At 70.2% G+C, this 18,016-nt stretch carries 16 protein-coding genes; 13 read left to right on the plus strand and 3 right to left on the minus strand.

Going from position 1 to position 18,016, the window contains the following annotated elements; all coding sequences use genetic code 11:
• The first annotated feature begins 78 nt into the window (after positions 1–78).
• From BM158_RS06040 to glfT1, 11 genes are all read left to right on the plus strand, one after another.
• Positions 79–1,365: a hypothetical protein gene (locus BM158_RS06040; RefSeq protein ID WP_131801980.1), complete on the plus strand. Its 1,287-nt coding sequence runs from the start codon at positions 79–81 to the stop codon at positions 1,363–1,365.
• Entirely contained in the window at positions 1,362–2,435 is a 1,074-nt protein-coding gene (locus BM158_RS06045; protein WP_165628841.1) for an FAD-dependent oxidoreductase, read from the plus strand. Before BM158_RS06040 ends, BM158_RS06045 begins: the two co-directional genes overlap by 4 nt.
• Positions 2,432–3,514 (plus strand): glycosyltransferase family protein, encoded by a 1,083-nt coding sequence (locus tag BM158_RS06050; protein ID WP_131801981.1) that lies wholly within the window; start codon positions 2,432–2,434, stop codon positions 3,512–3,514. The genes BM158_RS06045 and BM158_RS06050 overlap by 4 nt, the downstream gene beginning before the upstream one ends.
• Positions 3,511–4,287, plus strand: coding sequence for an NAD-dependent epimerase/dehydratase family protein (locus tag BM158_RS06055; RefSeq protein ID WP_091555497.1), 777 nt, complete (start codon positions 3,511–3,513; stop codon positions 4,285–4,287). Before BM158_RS06050 ends, BM158_RS06055 begins: the two co-directional genes overlap by 4 nt.
• Positions 4,284–5,099, plus strand: coding sequence for a sugar phosphate isomerase/epimerase family protein (locus tag BM158_RS06060; protein WP_091555499.1), 816 nt, complete (start codon positions 4,284–4,286; stop codon positions 5,097–5,099). The genes BM158_RS06055 and BM158_RS06060 overlap by 4 nt, the downstream gene beginning before the upstream one ends.
• Positions 5,096–5,914 (plus strand): glycosyltransferase family 2 protein, encoded by an 819-nt coding sequence (locus BM158_RS06065; protein WP_091555501.1) that lies wholly within the window; start codon positions 5,096–5,098, stop codon positions 5,912–5,914. Before BM158_RS06060 ends, BM158_RS06065 begins: the two co-directional genes overlap by 4 nt.
• Before the next feature lie 20 nt (positions 5,915–5,934).
• Positions 5,935–6,324, plus strand: a complete 390-nt coding sequence (locus tag BM158_RS06070; RefSeq protein WP_165628842.1) for a GtrA family protein — start codon at positions 5,935–5,937, stop codon at positions 6,322–6,324.
• A 262-nt stretch (positions 6,325–6,586) separates the two neighbouring features.
• Complete coding sequence (locus BM158_RS06075; protein WP_131801982.1) at positions 6,587–9,643, plus strand: N-acetylmuramoyl-L-alanine amidase; 3,057 nt, start codon at positions 6,587–6,589, stop codon at positions 9,641–9,643.
• A 42-nt stretch (positions 9,644–9,685) separates the two neighbouring features.
• Entirely contained in the window at positions 9,686–10,522 is an 837-nt protein-coding gene (gene wzm / locus BM158_RS06080; RefSeq protein ID WP_207506197.1) for a galactan export ABC transporter permease subunit Wzm/RfbD, read from the plus strand.
• Between the two features lie 15 nt (positions 10,523–10,537).
• Positions 10,538–11,299 carry a galactan export ABC transporter ATP-binding subunit Wzt/RfbE gene (gene wzt, locus BM158_RS06085; RefSeq protein WP_091555514.1) on the plus strand — a complete coding sequence of 254 codons (762 nt, stop codon included), beginning with the start codon at positions 10,538–10,540 and terminating at the stop codon, positions 11,297–11,299.
• Positions 11,296–12,198 carry a galactofuranosyltransferase GlfT1 gene (glfT1, locus tag BM158_RS06090; RefSeq protein WP_091555516.1) on the plus strand — a complete coding sequence of 301 codons (903 nt, stop codon included), beginning with the start codon at positions 11,296–11,298 and terminating at the stop codon, positions 12,196–12,198. The genes wzt and glfT1 overlap by 4 nt, the downstream gene beginning before the upstream one ends.
• Positions 12,199–12,227: 29 nt before the next feature.
• Here the strand turns inward: glfT1 and BM158_RS06095 are convergent, their stop codons facing one another.
• From BM158_RS06095 to glf, 3 genes are read right to left on the minus strand one after another with little or no spacing between them, the layout of a single operon-like run.
• Positions 12,228–13,130, minus strand: a complete 903-nt coding sequence (locus BM158_RS06095) for a glycosyltransferase (RefSeq protein WP_091555518.1) — start codon at positions 13,128–13,130, stop codon at positions 12,228–12,230.
• Complete coding sequence (locus BM158_RS06100; protein ID WP_091555520.1) at positions 13,127–14,746, minus strand: glycosyltransferase; 1,620 nt, start codon at positions 14,744–14,746, stop codon at positions 13,127–13,129. The genes BM158_RS06095 and BM158_RS06100 overlap by 4 nt, the downstream gene beginning before the upstream one ends.
• Positions 14,743–15,936 (minus strand): UDP-galactopyranose mutase, encoded by a 1,194-nt coding sequence (glf, locus tag BM158_RS06105; RefSeq protein ID WP_091555522.1) that lies wholly within the window; start codon positions 15,934–15,936, stop codon positions 14,743–14,745. Before glf ends, BM158_RS06100 begins: the two co-directional genes overlap by 4 nt.
• 62 nt (positions 15,937–15,998) lie before the next feature.
• Here glf and BM158_RS06110 point away from each other — a divergent pair, with 62 nt between their 5' ends.
• Both BM158_RS06110 and BM158_RS06115 read left to right on the plus strand, forming a co-directional pair.
• Positions 15,999–16,913 carry a glycosyltransferase family 2 protein gene (locus BM158_RS06110; RefSeq protein WP_091555524.1) on the plus strand — a complete coding sequence of 305 codons (915 nt, stop codon included), beginning with the start codon at positions 15,999–16,001 and terminating at the stop codon, positions 16,911–16,913.
• The gene (locus BM158_RS06115; RefSeq protein WP_091555526.1) at positions 16,910–18,001 is read left to right on the plus strand and encodes a mannose-1-phosphate guanylyltransferase; all 1,092 of its coding nucleotides are present in this window, start codon (positions 16,910–16,912) and stop codon (positions 17,999–18,001) included. The genes BM158_RS06110 and BM158_RS06115 overlap by 4 nt, the downstream gene beginning before the upstream one ends.
• The last annotated feature ends 15 nt before the right edge of the window (positions 18,002–18,016 follow it).

Below are 18,016 nucleotides of genomic sequence, written 5' to 3' on the forward strand. Positions count from 1 at the left end.
TTTCGATCGCCGGAGCCCCAGCAACGAGGAGGCCATCCCATGTCCCGGCGCGCACGCGAGCGGTTGACGTGGCTTGCGTTGACCGTCTTCTTCGGTCTGCAGATCCGGCACGACTTCCTCGGCATCATGGACCCGACCTTCAAGATGGGGTTCCAGGAGGACTCCGACTCGTTGGTGCGAGACCTCATGCTCGACCCCGGGCCGGGCATCTTCCCGTTGTTGGGTGGCGTTGGGCGCGAGTACCCCAGCCAGTTCGGGCTGCAGGGCATCGTGATGAACTGGGCCAGTCCGGGTGATCTGTTCTACGAGCAGCTCAGGCTCGTGACCTGCTTCTTGACGGCAGCGGTGTTCGCCACGGCGGTCGTCGCCGCGGGGAGGGTGTGGGGCCGCAGGGCCGCGGTCGTCCTGGCTGTGCTGCTCACTCTCTCGTTCTGGACCAACGTCTTCGGCGCCAGCACCTACTGGCAGCTGTGGACGTTCCTGCTCCCTACCCTCGTCCCGTTGCTGGTGTGGCCGCGGCTCGGCGCAGGGCGACGCAAGTGGGTCAAGGGTGGGCTTCTAATCGCGTTCCTGGTGTTCCTGCGCTGCCTGAACGGATACGAGTTCATCTCGACGGTCCTGCTGGGGACGGCGGCCGCGGTGGCGTTCCACGAGTTCAGGGGTCGCGTGGACCGCAGATTCCTCGCTGGACTCGTCGCGGCCATGGCGGCGGGGGTGGTCGGGTTCGGCATGGCCGTCGGCGTGCACGTCCTTCAACTGCTGGCCAGGTTCGGCGACGCATCCATCATCGAGCAGCGGCTCGAGGAACGGACCTTCGATCCGTCGGACGTCGCGAGGATCCTCGATTCGGCTCGGGCCCAGGGTGACCCGGTATGGGGCTGGTTGCTCGACGGTGACGGCGTCGTCGGGCTGTGGTTGTTCAGGATGGTCCACTACCTGCTCAATCCCGCGGTCTCCTTCCCGGCATACCGTGAGGCGGGCTTCGGGTTCTCCTCCTTCGGCCTTCCCGTCTACCTGTTCGTCTTTGTCTTCTTCGTTCTGGCGATCCACGCGTGGCGGGGCCGGCAGGTTGATGCGCCCCTTCAGCGTCGGCTCGCCGTCGCGGCCGGGTTGGGTCTGCTAGGTGCATTTTCATGGATGGTGTTGGCGGTGGGCCACATGCTCGACCACCCGCACCTGGACACCATCGTCTTCTACCTGCCGTTCCTCCCCTTCGTGTTCGCGATGATCAGCGTGCGACTGGCGACGATCAGCTACCGCGCGTGGCCGTCCCACCGTCGTGGCGGTGAGGAGCACGCCGGGGGTGCCGTGTTCCGAGAGGGAACCGGTACGCATCGCCCGGCCGACGCAGGAGCTGCATCGTGACGAAACGGCAGATCGCCGTCGTCGGTGGCGGTTTCTACGGCACGTCGCTGGCTGGTCACCTGTCGCGCCAGGGTGCCGCCGTGACGGTGCTGGAGGCTCGAGATCAGCTCTTGGGGGGAGCGAGCTACTTCAACCAGGCGCGCGTGCACGGGGGCTACCACTACCCGCGGTCACTGCGGACGGCCGGGCGGAGCCAGGCGTCGTACTTGTCCTTCATGGACCGGTACCGGTCATGCGTCCGTGACGACTTCCAGTGCCTCTACGCGGTCGCCCGAGGCGGGCTGGTCAACGCCCGCAAGTTCCGCCGGATGTGCGACTACATCGGTGCTCCCCTGACCGATGCCCCCCCGTCGCTCACCCGGTTGTTCAACCGCACCCTGATCGAGGCGTCATGGGTCACTCGAGAGGCTGTGTTCGACTCCGTGCTGCTGCGCGAGCAGATGCTCCAGGAGTTGGAGGACGAGCAGGTCGAGGTCCGCACCGCTGCTCCGGTACGGGCGGTCCGGGAACGCGACGACCTGGCAGAGGTGGAGCTCGAGAGCGGTGAGGTGCTCGTCGCCGACGGGGTGGTCATCTGCACCTACGGTGAGGCGGTTGAGCAGTTGCCGGAGGGGGTGGGCTACTCGGGTCTCCAGTGCGAGCCGTGCGAGATGGCCCTGGTCGACCTACCCGGCAGCCTGCGATCGGTCGGGATCACGGTGATGGACGGCCCGTACTTCTCGCTGATGCCTTTCCCATCCACGCCGTACCACACCCTGAGCCACGTCAGGTACACCCCGCACGGATCCTTCCCGACCTTCGGGCAAGCTCTCCAGGCGCTGCGCAGTGGCCTTGCTTCACGGGCCGACTGGATGATCCGGGACGCCCAGCGGTACGTTCCAGAACTAGGTCACGCTGTCCACCGGGAGTCCCTCTGGGGCATCAAGACGGTGCCGGCACGCAGGGACCGCGACGATGCCCGACCCATCGTCCTCCGGCAGTCGGAGCGGGGGCGCGTCCTATCGTTCTTGGGAAGCAAGATCGACAACATCGGAGACGCCTTGCGAGTGGCAGAGGAGCATTTCTCATGACGCTGTTCGAGCAGTCCGCCGAGCCCGGCTCAGGACCCGGTGGCAACGGGGGTGCACGTTCCGACGTCGTCGTCCGAGTCCCCGCTCCTGCGGCTCAGTCGTCGGTGTTCCTCAGCGTGGTGGTCCTCGGTGACCCGGTCGACGCCAAGATCGAGCAGCGGCTGCAGGAACTCGAGGCGCACCTGGCCGCATCCCACCCCGTCCACGAGATCGTCCTCGTCCTGCAGGGTGCGCGGGGACGGCTGGGCTGGGCGCGCGACCTCGCCGAGCGGCAGCCGAACCTCCAGGTGATCGGGCTCGTGCAGGGCGTGCGGGACGAGGTGGCATTCACAGCCGGTCTCGACGGCGCACTGGGCGACGTCGTCGTCACGGCCCGGCTGGGCGTGGAGGCCGTCGAGGACATCACCCGGTGCGCTGACATGGTGAACGAGGAGACCGCCATCGTCGTGGGGGTGGAGGCACGATCGACTGCTAGCCGGCGTCTGGCGCTCCGTGCGACCCGGGCCGTCGCCGCACGCAGCATGGGCGACGACATCGCGTCCGTCACGCTCGGCCTCCGCGCCTACAGCCGTTCGGCGTTGGACACCTGGCTGCCGCGTCGGGACCGCGATCGTGTGCTACGGATGCTCCCTTCCATCTCCGGCTACTCGACCGCCGTCATGCCCTACGAGACCGGGGAGCTGTTCAAGCCGCGGCCGGCCAGCAGCTTCCGTCAGGTGGTGCGGTCGATCTTCTACGCGAGCGGTCGTCCGCTGCGTGCCGCGGTTGGACTCGCCCTGTTGGCGAGCGTAGCCAACCTGCTCTACGCGCTCTACGTGGTGATCGTCGGGCTCGCACGCGGCGCCGTCGAGGGGTGGACCTCCATGAGCCTGCAGATGAGCGCGATGTTCTTCCTGCTCAGCGTGGTCATCGCCATCATGGCGGAGTTCATGTTCCAGTCGAACGAGACGGCCAACGAGCGGCCGATCTACCGCGTGGCTTTCGAGACGACGAGCCGGGTTCTGTCGGCTCGGGACATGCTCAACGTCGACGCTGAGGCCGACCCGGCCCAGGCCCGGTCCGGGACGGTGACCCGGTGACGAAGCGCGCTCTGATCGGCTGGAGCGGTTTCGTCGGCGGAGCCCTGCTGTCGCGGGTCCGTCCGGCGGTGCAGCTGCGTAGCACGGACATCCAGACCCTGCCCGAGCACGAGGTCGACCAAGTGGTCTGTGCTGGCGCCCCGGCCGAGAAGTGGCGAGCCAATGCCGAACCGGAGGCTGACTGGGAGCGGCTGGTCCCGCTGATGGCCGCGCTGGACAAGAGCACCGCGTCCTCCTGCATCCTGGTCTCGACCGTCGATGTCTTCGCCGACTCCTGCGGCGTCGACGAGGGTGCGTCCCCCGACGTCGAGCAGGAGCAGGCCTACGGCCGACACCGGGCGCTGCTGGAGAAGTTCGTGACCGACCGCTTCGACGACGCGCTGATCATCAGGCTGCCTGGCATGTACGGGCCGGGGTTGAAGAAGAACTTGGTGTTCGACCTCATCCACCAGCCAGATGCGCGCTTCGCGAACGAGGACTCCGCGTTCCAGTTCTACGACGTCCGAGACCTGTGGGGGCACACGCTGCTGGCTCGCGACGCGGGGCTGCGGGTCGTCAACCTGGCGACGGCGCCGGTGTCGGCGAAGCGTGTCGCCGCGGATGCGTTCGGGGTGGACTACCACTGCACCGACCGGCCGGTGGCGCAGTACGACCTGCGCACCAGGCACGCAGATGTGCTGGCTGGTCGAAGCGGTCCCTACTTGAGAACAGAGGAGGAGGTGGTCGCGGGCATCAGCGCCTGGGCTGCCGGCGAGAAGGTGGAGACGTCGTGAAGCTGGCATTCTCGAACCTGGCTTGGGCCGCCGACCGAGACGACGCCGTCCTGCCGGAGATGCCGCGTCACGGGTTCGAACACCTGGAGATCGCCCCGACCAGGATCTGGGCGGACCCGCTCGCCGTGCCGCAGCCGGAGCTGCGAGCGTTCCGGTCGAAGGTCGAGCACCATGGGCTTCGGGTCGTCGCGTTGCAGTCGCTGCTGTTCGGCCATCCGGAGCTCCAGCTCTTCGGCGACGACGCCGCACGCGACGGCCTGGCAGATCACCTGACGGGAATGGCACGGTTCGCTGCAGCCGTAGGAGCCGAACGCCTGGTGTTCGGGTCACCAGGGAATCGGCGCCGCGGGGAGCTCACAGTGGAGGAGGCGGACGCGGTGGCGGTGCCCTTCTTCACCGGGCTCGCACGACGTGCGGAGGACCTGGGCGTGTGCTTCTGCATCGAGGCCAATCCCGAGGCGTACAAGTGCGACTACCTCACCGACGCGGTGGCCTCGACCGCGTTCGTCCGCGCGGTGGACTCGCCCGGGGTGCGCCTTCATCTCGACACCGCGTGCATGGCGCTGGCCGGTGACGACGCCGTCGAGCGGGTCCACGCCGGCGTCGACGTCCTTGCTCATGTCCACCTGAGCGCGCCTCAGCTGGGGCCGGTCGGACCCGGGGGGCCGGTCGACCACACCGAGTTCGCTGCGGCGCTTCGCGAGGTCGGGTACCCGCACCACGTCTCGGTGGAGATGCTGACGCCGAAGACGGACGACCCCGAAGAAGTGCTGTGGCGCACCGCCGACTTCGTGAAGGAGACCTACTCGTGAGCGAGCACGGGCCGCGGGGGGAACTCCCCGCGGGGTGGGACGTCCCCGCAGGGGACACGCACGAGTTCGCCCCCCGATCTTCGGACCTGTGCGTTCTCATCCCGGTGATCAACGAAGGCGAACGAATTCTCGGCCAGCTCCGGCGGATCAGGGATGCCGGGTTCGGGCTCGACGTGGTCCTCGTCGACGGTGGCAGCACCGACGGCTCCACTGACCACGACCGGTTGCGGGAGCTCGGTGTGCGCACGTTGCTGGTGAAGCGGGGTCCCGGCAAACTGAGCGCCCAGTTGCGGCTGGGCTTCGCCTACGCGCTGAGCCAGGGCTACGAGGGAGTCATCACCGTCGACGGCAACGGCAAGGACGACGTCGCGGCCATCCCGTCCTTCGCCGAGGCGCTGCGTTCCGGCGTCGACTTCATTCAGGGCTCCCGGTACGTCCCCGGCGGTCGGGCCATCAACACGCCCAGGGAACGGCACCTGGCCATCAAGTTCCTCCATGCGCCCGTCATGTCCATCGGGGCGCGTCGCCGGTACACCGACACGACCAACGGGTTCCGCGGTCACTCGACAGCGCTGCTGTCCGACGATCGGGTGGCGCCGCTGCGGAAGGTGTTCGACACCTACGAGTTGTTGGCCTACCTGCCGGTCCGTGCGGCGCGCCTCGGCTACCGCTGCATCGAACTCCCGGTCACCCGCGAGTACCCCCCGCCTGGCCAAGCCGTCCCGACCAAGATCCACGGCCGGAGGGCGCAGTTGGACCTGGTCAAGATCCTCCTGCGTGCCGCGACCGGCCGCTACTCCCCGCCCCGACGATGAGGCCGACCCGCTCGTCAACGGTGGTCTTCGCGAAGTTCGTGGTCATCAACGTGCTCAACACCGGCCTCTACTGGCTGCTGTACTTGCTCTTCCTGCAGTTCATGCCCTACCTGTGGGCCAACACCGCAGCGCTCGTCCTGGCCGTGCTGGCGGCCTACGTGGCGAACGCCCGTTTCGCCTTCGACGTCCCCACCAGCCGTCGGTCGCTCGTCCGCTACCTCATCGCCAACGGGACCACCATCGTTGCCCGTACCGGCGTGGCCTTCGTGCTCGTCGACCTGCTCAGGGTGCGCGAAGGGCTCGTCCCGCCCATTGCCGTGGCGATCACCACCCCGCTGGCCTTCGTGCTCACGCGGTGGGCCCTGGGGCCACCCCGGACGGCTGCACCCGCACCGCGACCGGTCGGCTGAGCGGGTCGCAGCCGTCAAATCGGAGTCGGGCCTGACTGGTCGGCGCCTGCATCGGACGTCCACGGCTCGCAGCCAGCTGGACCCGGGCGCGCAGCAGTGGCCAGACCCGCGGCTGATAGTTGGACACGAAAGCGCTGCGGTGTCCACTCCGTGGCCCGTTCTTGCGGGGGGATGGCGGCTCAAGCCCGGGTCGCCTGTGGTCGATACCTGGATGGTGGCGCCGCCCGGTGCCGCGTCGAGCCGCCCCAGGGAGCTATCCACCGTGCGCCGTCTCATCGCGTGCCTCGCCGCCTTCATGGCGATGACCGCTTCCCTCCTCGTGCTGCCCGTCTACGCGGCGCCGACACCGGATCCCGAGCCGGTGCAGACGTCGACCGAGACGGTCGCGCTGGGCTCGGTGGCGCAGCCGGAGGGTGAGGCCGAGGTGCGCTTGGGCACCAGCTCGCCGTCGGTCAGCGTCCCGGTGAGCACGCCGGTACTGACCGTGCGCCAGGTGGATGTGCCGTCGTTCTCGCTGGTCGGCGTGACTTGGGCCGAGTCGGACGCGGTCACCGACACCGTCGCGCGTGTCCGGGTGCAGCGAGCCGGTGGAGGTTGGGGATCCTGGGCAGAGGTCGGTGTCGAGGACGCCGAGCAGGACGGTGCCGCCGGTCGCGGAGGGACCGCGCCGCTGTGGACGGGACCCAGCACAGGTGTCGAGGTCGAGCTGGTCACCAGATCCGGCGCCGCCCCCGCCGACGTGCAGCTCGACCTGGTCGACCCCGGCGAGTCCAACGCCGATGCGGGCCTCAGCAGCCCCGCCATCCAGGACACCGCAGACGCCGCGACCGACATGCCCGACGTCTTTTCCCGAGCGCAGTGGGGCGCAGACGAGGCGCTGCGCACCTGGGCTCCGCAGTACGCGCCGACCATTCGGGCGGCGACGGTCCACCACACGGCGGACAACAACGGCTACACGGTGGCCGACGTCCCGGCCATGATGCGTTCGATCTACCGCTACCACGCGGTGAGCCGCGGGTGGGGCGACATCGGCTACAACGTGGTCGTCGACCGGTTCGGCCGGCTGTGGGAGGGCCGCTCGGGCGGGTTGGCCAGCACAGTCGTCGGTGCGCACGCCGGCGGCTTCAACTCAGGCACGTTCGGAGTGTCCATGCTGGGGAACTTCGACGTGGCTCCGGCGCCCCAGGCGATGGTGGACGCCGTCGCCGCCATCATCGCCTGGAAGTTCTCGCTGTACGGCGTGGACCCGGCCGGGATGGTGACGTTGACCTCTGGTGGGGGCGGGACGTCCCGCTACGCAGCGGGTGAGCGCGTCTCGCTGCCGACCATCTTCGGCCACCGCGACGTCGGCAACACGTCCTGCCCTGGCCGGTACGGATATGCCCGGTTGGGGGAGATCCGGGCCGCGGTCGCGGCGAGGCTGACCAGTCGCGAGTACGAGATGCAGGCGGCCGTCAACCGGGCAGGTGGTGCTGCCGTCCTCGGGGCGATCCGCGGGGCGCTGGTCACCGACGGTCCGGTGTCGTGGCAGGCGTACGACAACGGGCGGGTGTACTGGGCGCCCGGCAACGGTGCCCACGCGCTGACCGGCACCTGGTTGCAGACCTTCCTGGACGCGGGGGGCCACACCGCTCTCGGCGCGCCTCGCTCGGATGTGCAGACCTCCGTGCGCTCCGGGCAGGTGCTCCTGCTCGTGCGAGGGGCGATCACCCGAACCCCCACCGGGCCGCTGCGGGTGGTCGCGGGGCAGACGTACGAGCGCTGGATCGCCCTGGGCGCCGAGAACGGCTGGCTGGGGTACCCGAGCTCGGCAGAAGCGGTGCTGGCGGGCGGCGGATTCACCGCGTTCGAGGGAGGGTCGGTCTACCGCTCCCCGGGAACGGGTGCACACGCCGTGAGGGGTGGGATCTACGAGGCGTGGGCCCGGCTGGGCTACGAGACCGGGGTACTGGGTTTCCCCACCGCGGACGAGGTGCCGGTGGCCGGTGGTTTCGTGAGCACGTTCCAGGGTGGGTCCATCTTCTGGTCCCCGTCGACCGGTGGGCGTTTCGTGCGGGGCGGGATCCAGCAGGCCTGGGTGCGACTGGGCGGCGTGAGCGGGGTGCTGGGTTTCCCGACCGCGGACGAGGTGCCGGTGGCCGGTGGTTTCGTGAGCACGTTCCAGGGTGGGTCCATCTTCTGGTCCCCGTCGACCGGTGGGCGTTTCGTGCGGGGCGGGATCCAGCAGGCCTGGGTGCGACTGGGCGGCGTGAGCGGGGTGCTGGGTTTCCCGACCGCGGACGAGGTGCCGGTGGCCGGTGGTTTCGTGAGCACGTTCCAGGGTGGGTCCATCTTCTGGTCCCCGTCGACGGGTGGGCACCCGGTCCAGGGGGACCTGCTGGCCGCGTACGTGCGGCAGGGCGGACCCGCGGGGGCACTTGGATTCCCCGTGTCCGACCCGCAGGCCCGGTCGGGGGGCCTCCTCTCCACCTTCCAGCGTGGGTCGATTGCCTGGAGCCCCCGGACCGGCGCGCGAGTGCTGGACGAGACCTTCTCCGCCGCCTACGACGCCCGAGGGGGGGTCACCGGACCGCTCGGTTTCCCCACGACGGATGTGTTCACCGCCGGTGGCGCAGGGCGTGGGCTGCACACCGAGGGTGGCAACCTGTACTGGTCGCCGTCCACCCAGGCGGCCAACGTCTCCGGCCGCATCTACCAGCTCTTCGCACAGCAGGGGTACGAATACGGGCCCTTGGGCTACCCGCTGGGGGATGCCGAGCAGGTCGCGGGCGGATTGCGGCAGCGGTTCCAGCGCGGTGAGGTGTTCAGCTCGGCCCTGGGTACCTTCTCGGTCACCGGTGGCCTGGCGCAGGCCTACGCCAGGGCGGGTGGTGCGGAGGGCCCGCTCGGGCTTCCCGGCACGCCGGCTCGGACCACGGCTGCCCGCGGCGGGGGCTGGTACCAGCACTTCCAGGGCGGGTCCGTCTACTGGTCCCCGATGACCGGCGGGCATCCGCTGCGCGGAGCCGTGCTGTCCGCCTGGGCGGCCTCCGGTTACGAGTACGGCGCACTCGGCTTCCCGACCACGGATCCCGTAGTGCTCAACGGCGGTGGGTTCACGGGTTTCCAGGGCGGTGCCGTCTACTGGTCGACGGGGCACGGCGCGCACGTGCTCAGCGGCGCCTTCTACGACGAGTGGGCCCGCCGCGGCTACGAGACCGGGCAGCTCGGCTACCCGACGTCCGACGTGTACGCGGTCGCCGGTGGCAGCCGCATGGACTTCGCAGGGGGACATGTGCTGCGACGGAACGACGGCTCAGTAATGACGACCGTCCGCTGAGGCTGACAAGCCCCGGCGTCTGCCCCGGGTAGCGTGCCCAGCGTGAGTGCATCGACGTCCCCACGCGAGACGGCGTGGGCGCGCGCCGCCCACGACCTGGCCGGGGGCTGGGGACAGCGGCAGTTGTGGGCACACCTGGGATGGCAGGACATCCGCCAGCGCTATCGGCGCTCCGTCCTCGGTCCGTTGTGGATCACCATCAGCATGGCGGTCACCGCCGTCGCGCTGGGCATCCTCTACGCCGGGTTGTTCGGCAACCCGCTCGAGACGCAATTGCCCTACATCCTCGTGGGCTTCATCGTGTGGGGCTTCATCTCCGGCTGCATCAACGAGGGCTCGGAGGTCTTCGTCGCCAACGAGGGCCTGATCAAGCAGTTGCCCGCCCCCTTGAGTGTTCACGTCTACCGTCTGGTCTGGCGGCAGACGCTGTTCTTCCTGCACAACCTGGTCGTCTACGTGGTGATGCTCGCGATCTTCCCGCAGCCGCTGACTTGGCGATCGCTGGCCGCAGTCCCGGCACTGGCGCTGCTCATGGTGAACGGGGTGTGGGTGGCGCTGCTGTTCGGTATCGTGAGCACCCGGTTCAGGGACCTCGTGCCGATCAGCCAGAGCATCGTCCAGTTGATGTTCTTCATGACGCCGATCGTGTGGATCTACGGGGACCTGCTCAACAGCTCGAACCCGACGGTCGCCGAACGTGCGCGCATCGCTGAGTTCAACCCGTTCCTGCACTTCCTGGAGATCATCCGGGCGCCGCTGCTGGGCCAGGACCAGCACTGGCGGCACTGGGCGGTGGTGCTGGCGATCACGGTGGTCGGCTGGGCGTTGACCCTGGTCGCCATGCGTCGTTACCGCGCGCGCGTGGCGTACTGGGTCTAGCAGGGAGGAACGGACATGGTCAGCATCCGCACGGTCGACGCGACGGTCGATTTCCCCATCTTCGACGCGAAGAGCCGGTCCCTGAAGAAGACCGTCCTCGGTCTCGTCGGCGGCAACATCGACAGCGACGCGAAGGTGCCCGTCATCAACGCGCTGCGGGACATCACCGTGGACATCAACCACGGCGACCGGGTCGGACTGGTGGGGCACAACGGCGCCGGCAAGTCCACCCTCCTCCGGCTGCTGTCGGGCATCTACGAGCCCACCCGGGGCATCAGCGAGGTCCGAGGGCGCGTCGCGCCTGTCTTCGATCTGGGTGTCGGCATGGACCCGGAGATCTCCGGGCTGGAGAACATCATCATCCGCGGCCTGTTCCTCGGCATGACCCGCAAGCAGATGGTTGCCCGCATCGACGATATCGCCGACTTCACCGAGCTCGGTGACTTCCTGCGGATGCCGTTGCGCACCTACTCCACGGGCATGCGGGTGCGCCTGGCCCTCGGCGTAGTCACCAGCATCGACCCCGAGATCCTGCTCCTGGACGAGGGCATCGGTGCGGTCGATGCTGCGTTCCTGGAGAAGGCCCGTGGCCGGCTCAGCGACCTGGTCGACCGGGCCGGGCTATTGGTCTTCGCGTCGCACTCCGACGAGTTCCTTGAGCAGCTGTGCACCACAGCCATCTGGATGGAGCACGGCCGCATCAAGGAGCAGGGCCCGCTGGACGCCGTGCTGCGCCACTACAAGGGCATCCCCGAGCCCGCCGAGCCGGCCCCGTGAGCCGGGCGGTTGAGGCAGGACGAGTCGTTGCGGTCATCGTCACCTGCCGGCGTGCCGGCCTGCTGCGCGAGGGCCTTGCGGTCCTGGCTGGCCAGACCCGGCTGCCCGACCACCTCGTCGTGGTCGACAACGGCGATGACGAGGAGACCCGGCAGGTCGTCGCGGACTGGCCCGGCCCGGTCGAGTACTTGCCTTCGAAGGACAACCTGGGCGGCGCCGGGGGATTCGCCCTCGGCATGCTCACCGCCCTGCGGCTTGGCGCCGATTGGGTCTGGTGTGCCGACGACGACGGTCGCCCCGGTGCTCCGGACACCCTCGAGGTCCTGCTGCGCGAGGCCGCCGACCGGCAGCTGGGCGAGCTGTCGCCGGCCGTCGTCGACATCGCCGACCCCGACCGGTTCGCCTTCCCGGTGCGCACGGGGCTGCGGTGGTCCCACCGCGTCTCGGAGATGCGGGGCCGGGACTTCCTGCCTGGGTACGCGTCGCTGTTCAACGGGGCGCTGTTCGCCCGCACGGCACTGCACTCGGTGGGGGTGCCGGACCTGCGCCTGTTCCTGCGCGGCGACGAGACGGAGATGCACCGGCGGCTCACCCGGGCCGGGGTGCCGTTCGGGACGACGCTCCGCGCGGCGTACCACCACCCGCAGGGCTCGGACGAGTTCCGGCCCATCCTCGGTGGACGGCTGTCCGCCCAGTTCCCGGACGACGCCACCAAACGGTTCTTCGTCTACCGCAACCGCGGCTACCTGATGTCTCAGCCGGGTATGCGCTGGCTGTACCCGCTCGAGGTGGTCCGGTTCGGGTGGTTCTTCGCCTCGCGCCGCGACTGGGCGGGCCTGCGGTCCTGGTTGCAGCTGACGGGGGACGGGCGCCGCGAGCGCTTCCGCCGTCCTGGCTGACCCTGCGGGCCGACCAGGACGGCGAGCGGTCAGAGGACCGTGCGCGGGAAGGTCGGCTTCGGGTCGAACCGGATGCCCTCGACGAACTTCTTCGCCAGCCGCTTGCGCAGCCGCCACGGCACATTGCCCCCGGCCAGGCCCCGCCAGAGCCGTTGAGCGAAGCGGGCCGCGGCGAAGGGGTCCTCCCGGTGCCACCGGTAGGAGGCCTCGTTGCGGACGCCGTACTCGAACTTCCACATGTTGCCGTCGTTGACGTCGCCGAAGTTCACGCCCCGGTTGACGCCCAGGTCGTGGGTGACCGTGCTGTCCAGGACCTGAACTCCGGGACCGGCCGCGATCAGCCGGCGGGTGTACTCCTGGTCGTCGAACCAGATGAAGTACTCGCGCAGCGGCAACCCGAACTGGGTGATCGCCCATCGGGGGAAGAGCACCGAGACGAACGAGCACGAGTTGACCAGCACGTTCTGCTGGCCGTGCACGAGCAGCTTGGCCCAGTCCCAGGTGGGCTCGGCGTTGTTCATCTCGCAGATGTCGCCGTTGGACCACTGCACCACCGAGCAGGCGAAGGGTAGCCGCATGCCCATCCGGTCCTCGGCGGCCGCGTGCCCGTCCAGCAGGGCCCCGACGGCCCCGGGGTGCGGGTAGCAGTCGTCGTCCATGATCCAGATGGCGTCGGCGCCCTGCTCGTAGGCCCGGGCCATGCCGGTGGCGAACCCGCCGGCGCCGCCGGTGTTCTCCGGCAGCACCATGATCTCGACCTTCGGGTGGTCGGCGTAGCGGGCCAGGACCTCCGGCGTGTGGTCGGTCGAGGCGTTGTCGACGACCACCACCCGGTCCACGGGCCGCTCCTGGGCCAGGACGTCGTCGAGCACCCGGCCGAGCTTGTCGGCGCGGTTGAAGGTCACGACGACCGCGGCCACGTCGAGGGTCACGAGTTCCACCTTTCGTAGAGGTCGCGGGTCCAGTCCCGCGCCCGCGGGAGCGCGGCGAAGGCCGCCACCTTGGCGTGCTGGGCGGACCGCAGTGAGGCCAGCCGGGCAGGGTCCTCGACCAGACCGGCCACCAGGTCGGCGGTCCGGGCCAGCAGGGGACCGGGGTGCCGGGGGACGAGCAGGTCGTCGACGACCACCGAGGCCTGGGAACCGACGTCGGCGCTGACCACCAGGACGCCGTGAGCGTCGGCCTCGAAGGAGGTCAGCGTGACGCCCTCGTTGTCGGAGCAGATGACCAGGACGTCGGCCTCCTCCAGCGTCTGGGACACCGGCGTGGCCGGGGTTCGCATCTCGACGACGGATTGCAGGCCGAGCCGGGCGTGGTCACGGCGGATCTCGTCTCCGAGCTCGCCGTCTCCGTGCATGACGAAGCGGACCCGGTTGCCCAGGCGGCGGTGCAGCGTCCGGGCCAGCCGGAGGAACAGGTAGGGCCGCTTCTGCTGGGTGAACCGGCCGACGAACGCGACGGTGAGGGGACCGTCGACGTGGTCGGCGGCCGGCGGTTCCTCTGCGGCCGGCACGGTGAGGTCGGCCAGGGTCGCGAGGGTGACCTTGGTCTTGCTCAAGTTCTGCCGGTCGACCAGGTAGTCCCGCAGCTGAGGGCTGATCACGTGGTGCTCGTCGATGACGTTGGACAGCCGCAGCGCGATGTCCACGAAGCCGCCGGTGCGCCACTCGAGCACGTGCAGGGAGTCCACCAGCTGCGTTCCGGGGAACTGGGCGCGGATCCAGGGCAGGCGCTGGTACAGCCAGGTGCAGTGGTGCACGTGCACGCCGCGGATGTCGTAGCGGTCGAACAGCGTGCGGAGGAGGGTGGACTCGTCGTCGCTGGTCATCGGGTGGGTGAGCGGGATGACCAGCGCGCCGTCGAAGACGTCGCTGACGATGTCGGGGTGTGCGGACTCGCGGTCGGTCACCACGATGGGCTGTAGGCCGGCGTCGCGGGCCATCCGCACGGTCTCGGCGGCCCACCGCTCCGCGCCGCCGAGCTCGAGCCAGTGCATGCCGAACAGCACGGCGGGCGGCTGACCGCTGGCGCCGGTGTGCTCGGGGCGCTCGAAGGCGCCGATGCGGGGAAGCGGCCGGGACAGCCGGCGGTTCTCCAGCCTGTCGGTTTGACGTTGGCGGAGCGCGTCGAAGGCGACCGGGGCCCGGGCGCGGATGGCGTTGCGCACGTCGTTGAGCCGGCCGGGCAGGCGCACGAGGCCGGAGAGCTGGTCCACCGGTCCGCCGAGGTCGACGACGACGTCCTTGGTGGTCGTCGTCGTGGGGTCCTGTCCGGTGGACCGGACCCCGAGTGTGCCCACGACCTCCCGGTGGTCGGGCCACTCCACCCGCTGGGTGGCCTGGTCGGTCAGCGAGGGGGGCGTCGGGCCGTTGGCGCGCGTCACCGTCACCCGGACGTCGACGCCCGGGTGGACCAGCGTCTGATAGGTCAGGGCACCGGCGAGCAGGCGGGTCTCCCGTTCGTCCAGCGGGGAGAACAGCCGCGGCTCGGTGGTGACCGTGAACAGCGGTCCGCCGTGCTGCGGGGTGGGCAGGTCCAGGGCGCTCACGGGGTGTCCTCCAGGCGGCCGTCCAGCTCGCCGCCGCCCTCGAAGAAGGGCCGGATGCGGTTGTCGAACATGCTCAGCGCGGAACCGATGGCCATGTGCATGTCCAGGTACTTGTAGGTGCCCAGGCGCCCGCCGAAGAGGACCCGCTTCTCTGCGGCCTCCTTCTTGGCCAGCTCGCGGTAGGTCTCGAGCTTGGCCCGGTCCTCGGGCGTGTTGACCGGGTAGTACGGCTCGTCCCCGGCAACGGCGTTGCGCGAGTACTCCCGGACGACGACGGTCTTGTCGGTCGGGTAGTCCCGCTCCGGGTGGAAGTGCCGGAACTCGTGGATCCGGGTGTAGGGCACGTCCTCGTCGGCGTAGTTCATCACCGAGGTGCCCTGGAAGTCACCGATGGGCAGGACCTCGGTCTCGAAGTCCAGCGTGCGCCAGCCGAGCTCACCGGCGGCGTAGTCGAAGTACCTGTCGATCGGGCCGGTGAACACCGTGGGCACGTCGGTGGGCAGGCTGTCCCGCACGTCGAAGTAGTCGGTGGACAGCCGCACCTCGATGTTGGGGTGGTCGGCCATCTTCTGCAGCCAGGCGGTGTACCCGTCGACCGGGAGGCCCTCGTAGGTGTCGTTGAAGTACCGGTTGTCGAAGGTGTAGCGGACCGGGAGCCGGGCGATGACGGCGGCCGGCAGCTCGGTGGGGTCGGTCTGCCACTGCTTCTTCGTGTAGCCCTTGATGAAGGCCTCGTAGAGCGGGCGCCCGATCAGCGAGATCGCCTTCTCCTCGAGGTTGGCCGCCTCCGCCGTGTCGATCTCGCCCGACTGCTCGGCCACCAGCTCGCGGGCCTCGCTCGGGGTGAAGCTCCGGCCGAAGAACTCGCCCAGCGTGGCCAGGTTCATCGGCAGCGAGTAGGTCTTGCCGTCGTGGATCGAGAAGACCCGGTGCACGTAGCCGGTGAAGTCGGTGAACTGGTTGACGTAGTCCCAGACCCGCTTGTTCGAGGTGTGGAACAGGTGCGCACCGTAGCGGTGCACCTCGATGCCGGTCTCGGGCTCGGCCTCGGAGTAGGCGTTGCCACCGATGTGGTCGCGGCGGTCGAGGACGAGCACCTTCTTGTCCAGCTGGGTGGCCACCCGCTCGGCCACCGTGAGGCCGAAGAAGCCGGAGCCGACGATGACGAGGTCTGGGCTTCCTGAGGTCACGGTTGGCGACGATACCGTCGCACAGTTGAACAGGTGGTCCAACCCAGCCCTAGGGTCGACCCGTGGAACCAACCGCTGACCGGCTCCGCGTCGTCGCCGTCACCTACTCGCCCGGGGCATCGGTGCACGCCTTCGTCAGGTCCCTCGGCCGGGCGACCACCCGGCCGCTGGACGTCGTGCTGGCCGACAACGGGTCCACCGACGGCGCCCCGGAGGCCGCCGCCGCGGCGCACGAGCACGTCCGGGTGCTCCGCACCGGCGGCAACGTCGGGTACGGCGCCGCGGTCGACGCCGGGCTCGCCGGCGCGCCGGGGCGGTGGGCCCTGGTCGCCAACCCCGACGTGGTGCTGGAGCCCGGCTCGGTCGACGAGCTGCTGGCCGTCGCCGCCCGCTGGCCCCGGGCCGGCGCCGTCGGCCCGGCCATCCGCACCCCCGACGGCGAGCTGTACCCCTCCGCCCGAGACCTGCCCCGGCTGTCCACCGGCGCCGGGCATGCCGCACTGGGCTGGGTCTGGCCGGCCAACCCGTGGACGGCGCGCTACCGCCGCGAGCGCGAGGCGCCGCGCGAGCGGGCCGCGGGCTGGCTGTCCGGGTCCTGCTTCCTGGTCGACCTCGAGGCGTTCCGGGCCGTCGGCGGGTTCGACCCCGGCTACTTCATGTACTTCGAGGACGTCGACCTGGGCGAGCGGCTCGGCCGCGCCGGTTACCTCAACGTCTACGCGCCCTCGGCGGTGGTGGTCCACGAGGGCGGCCACGCCACGCGGCGCCAGCCGCACCGGATGGCCCGGGTGCACCACACCAGCGCGCTGCGCTACCTCTCCCGCCGCTACCCCGGGCCGCCCCACGCCCCCCTGCGGCTGGCGCTGCGGGCCGGGTTGGGCAGCCGGATGCTGCTGTCCTACGTCAGCGGCCAGGTGGCCGCCGGGGCACGCTTCCAGCGCGGCGCGGCGGAGCTGCAGCAGGATGGTGCCTCGTGAGGCACGCAGTGATCATGGCCGGCGGGTCCGGCACCCGGTTGTGGCCGCTGTCCCGGTCCGCCCGGCCCAAGCAGCTCCTCGACGTCGTCGCCGAGGAGGGCGGGGGAGCCCACAGCCTGCTCGCGGAGGCGTTCACCCGGCTGCAGGCCGTCCTCCCCACCGAGCAGATCTGGGTGTGCACCGCGGCCCGCTACGGCGACGCCGTCCGCGCGGCGCTGCCGGAGCTCGGCGCCGAGCGGCTGATCCTGGAGCCGGTCGCCCGCGACACCGCCAACGCCGTGGGCCTGGCCGCCGCCCTGGTCGTCGACGCCGACCCCGACGCCGAGCTCGCCGTGGTGTCGGCCGACCACGTCATCCGGCCGGTCGAGCGGTTCGCCGACGCGCTGCGCACCGCCTACGACTGCCTCGCCGTCCGGCCGCGGTCGCTGGTCACCCTGGGCATCACGCCGACCTCGCCGGCCACCGGCTTCGGCTACGTGCAGAAGGGCGCGCCCACCGAGGTCGACGGCGCGGCCGAGGCGGCGTCCTTCCGGGAGAAGCCCGACCTCGCCACCGCCCAGGGCTACCTGGACTCGGGGGAGTACCTCTGGAACTCCGGCATGTTCGTCTGGCGGGCGCAGACCGTGCTGGACGCGCTGCGCGAGCACCTGCCCGAGTCCGCGGACGGGCTGGCCCGCGTCGTCGCCGCCGAGGACCGGGCCGCGACGCTCGCCGAGGTGTTCCCGACGCTGCCGAAGATCAGCGTCGACTACGCCGTCCTGGAGCCCGCGGCCACCGAGCCCGGCCGGGTGCTCGTCGTCGACCTCGACGTCGACTGGCTCGACGTCGGCTCCTGGCCCGCCCTGGCGCACACCCTGGACACCGACGACGCCGGCAACGCCGTCCGCGGACCCGTGGTCGCCCTCGACAGCAGCGGCAACGTCGTCCTCTCCGACGACCCGGACCACCTGGTCGCCCTCGTCGGCGTCCGGGACAGCGTCGTGGTGCACACCGCCGACGTGACCATGGTCTGCCCGGTGGGGGACGCCGAGCGGGTCAAGCAGCTCCTCGCCGCGGCCGAGGAACGCTTCCCCGGCCGCTACGCCTGAGGCGCCTACCCTCGG

The sequence above is a fragment of the Klenkia taihuensis genome (genome assembly GCF_900112525.1).
In the GTDB taxonomy this organism is placed as follows: Bacteria; Actinomycetota; Actinomycetes; order Mycobacteriales; family Geodermatophilaceae; genus Klenkia; species Klenkia taihuensis.

What these genes read in the sequence shown, in the direction of transcription:
- BM158_RS06050 (WP_131801981.1), top strand. Translation starts at nt 2,432, where the DNA reads ATGACGCTGTTCGAGCAGTCCGCCGAGCCCGGCTCAGGACCCGGTGGC.
- wzt (WP_091555514.1), top strand. Translation starts at nt 10,538, where the DNA reads ATGGTCAGCATCCGCACGGTCGACGCGACGGTCGATTTCCCCATCTTC.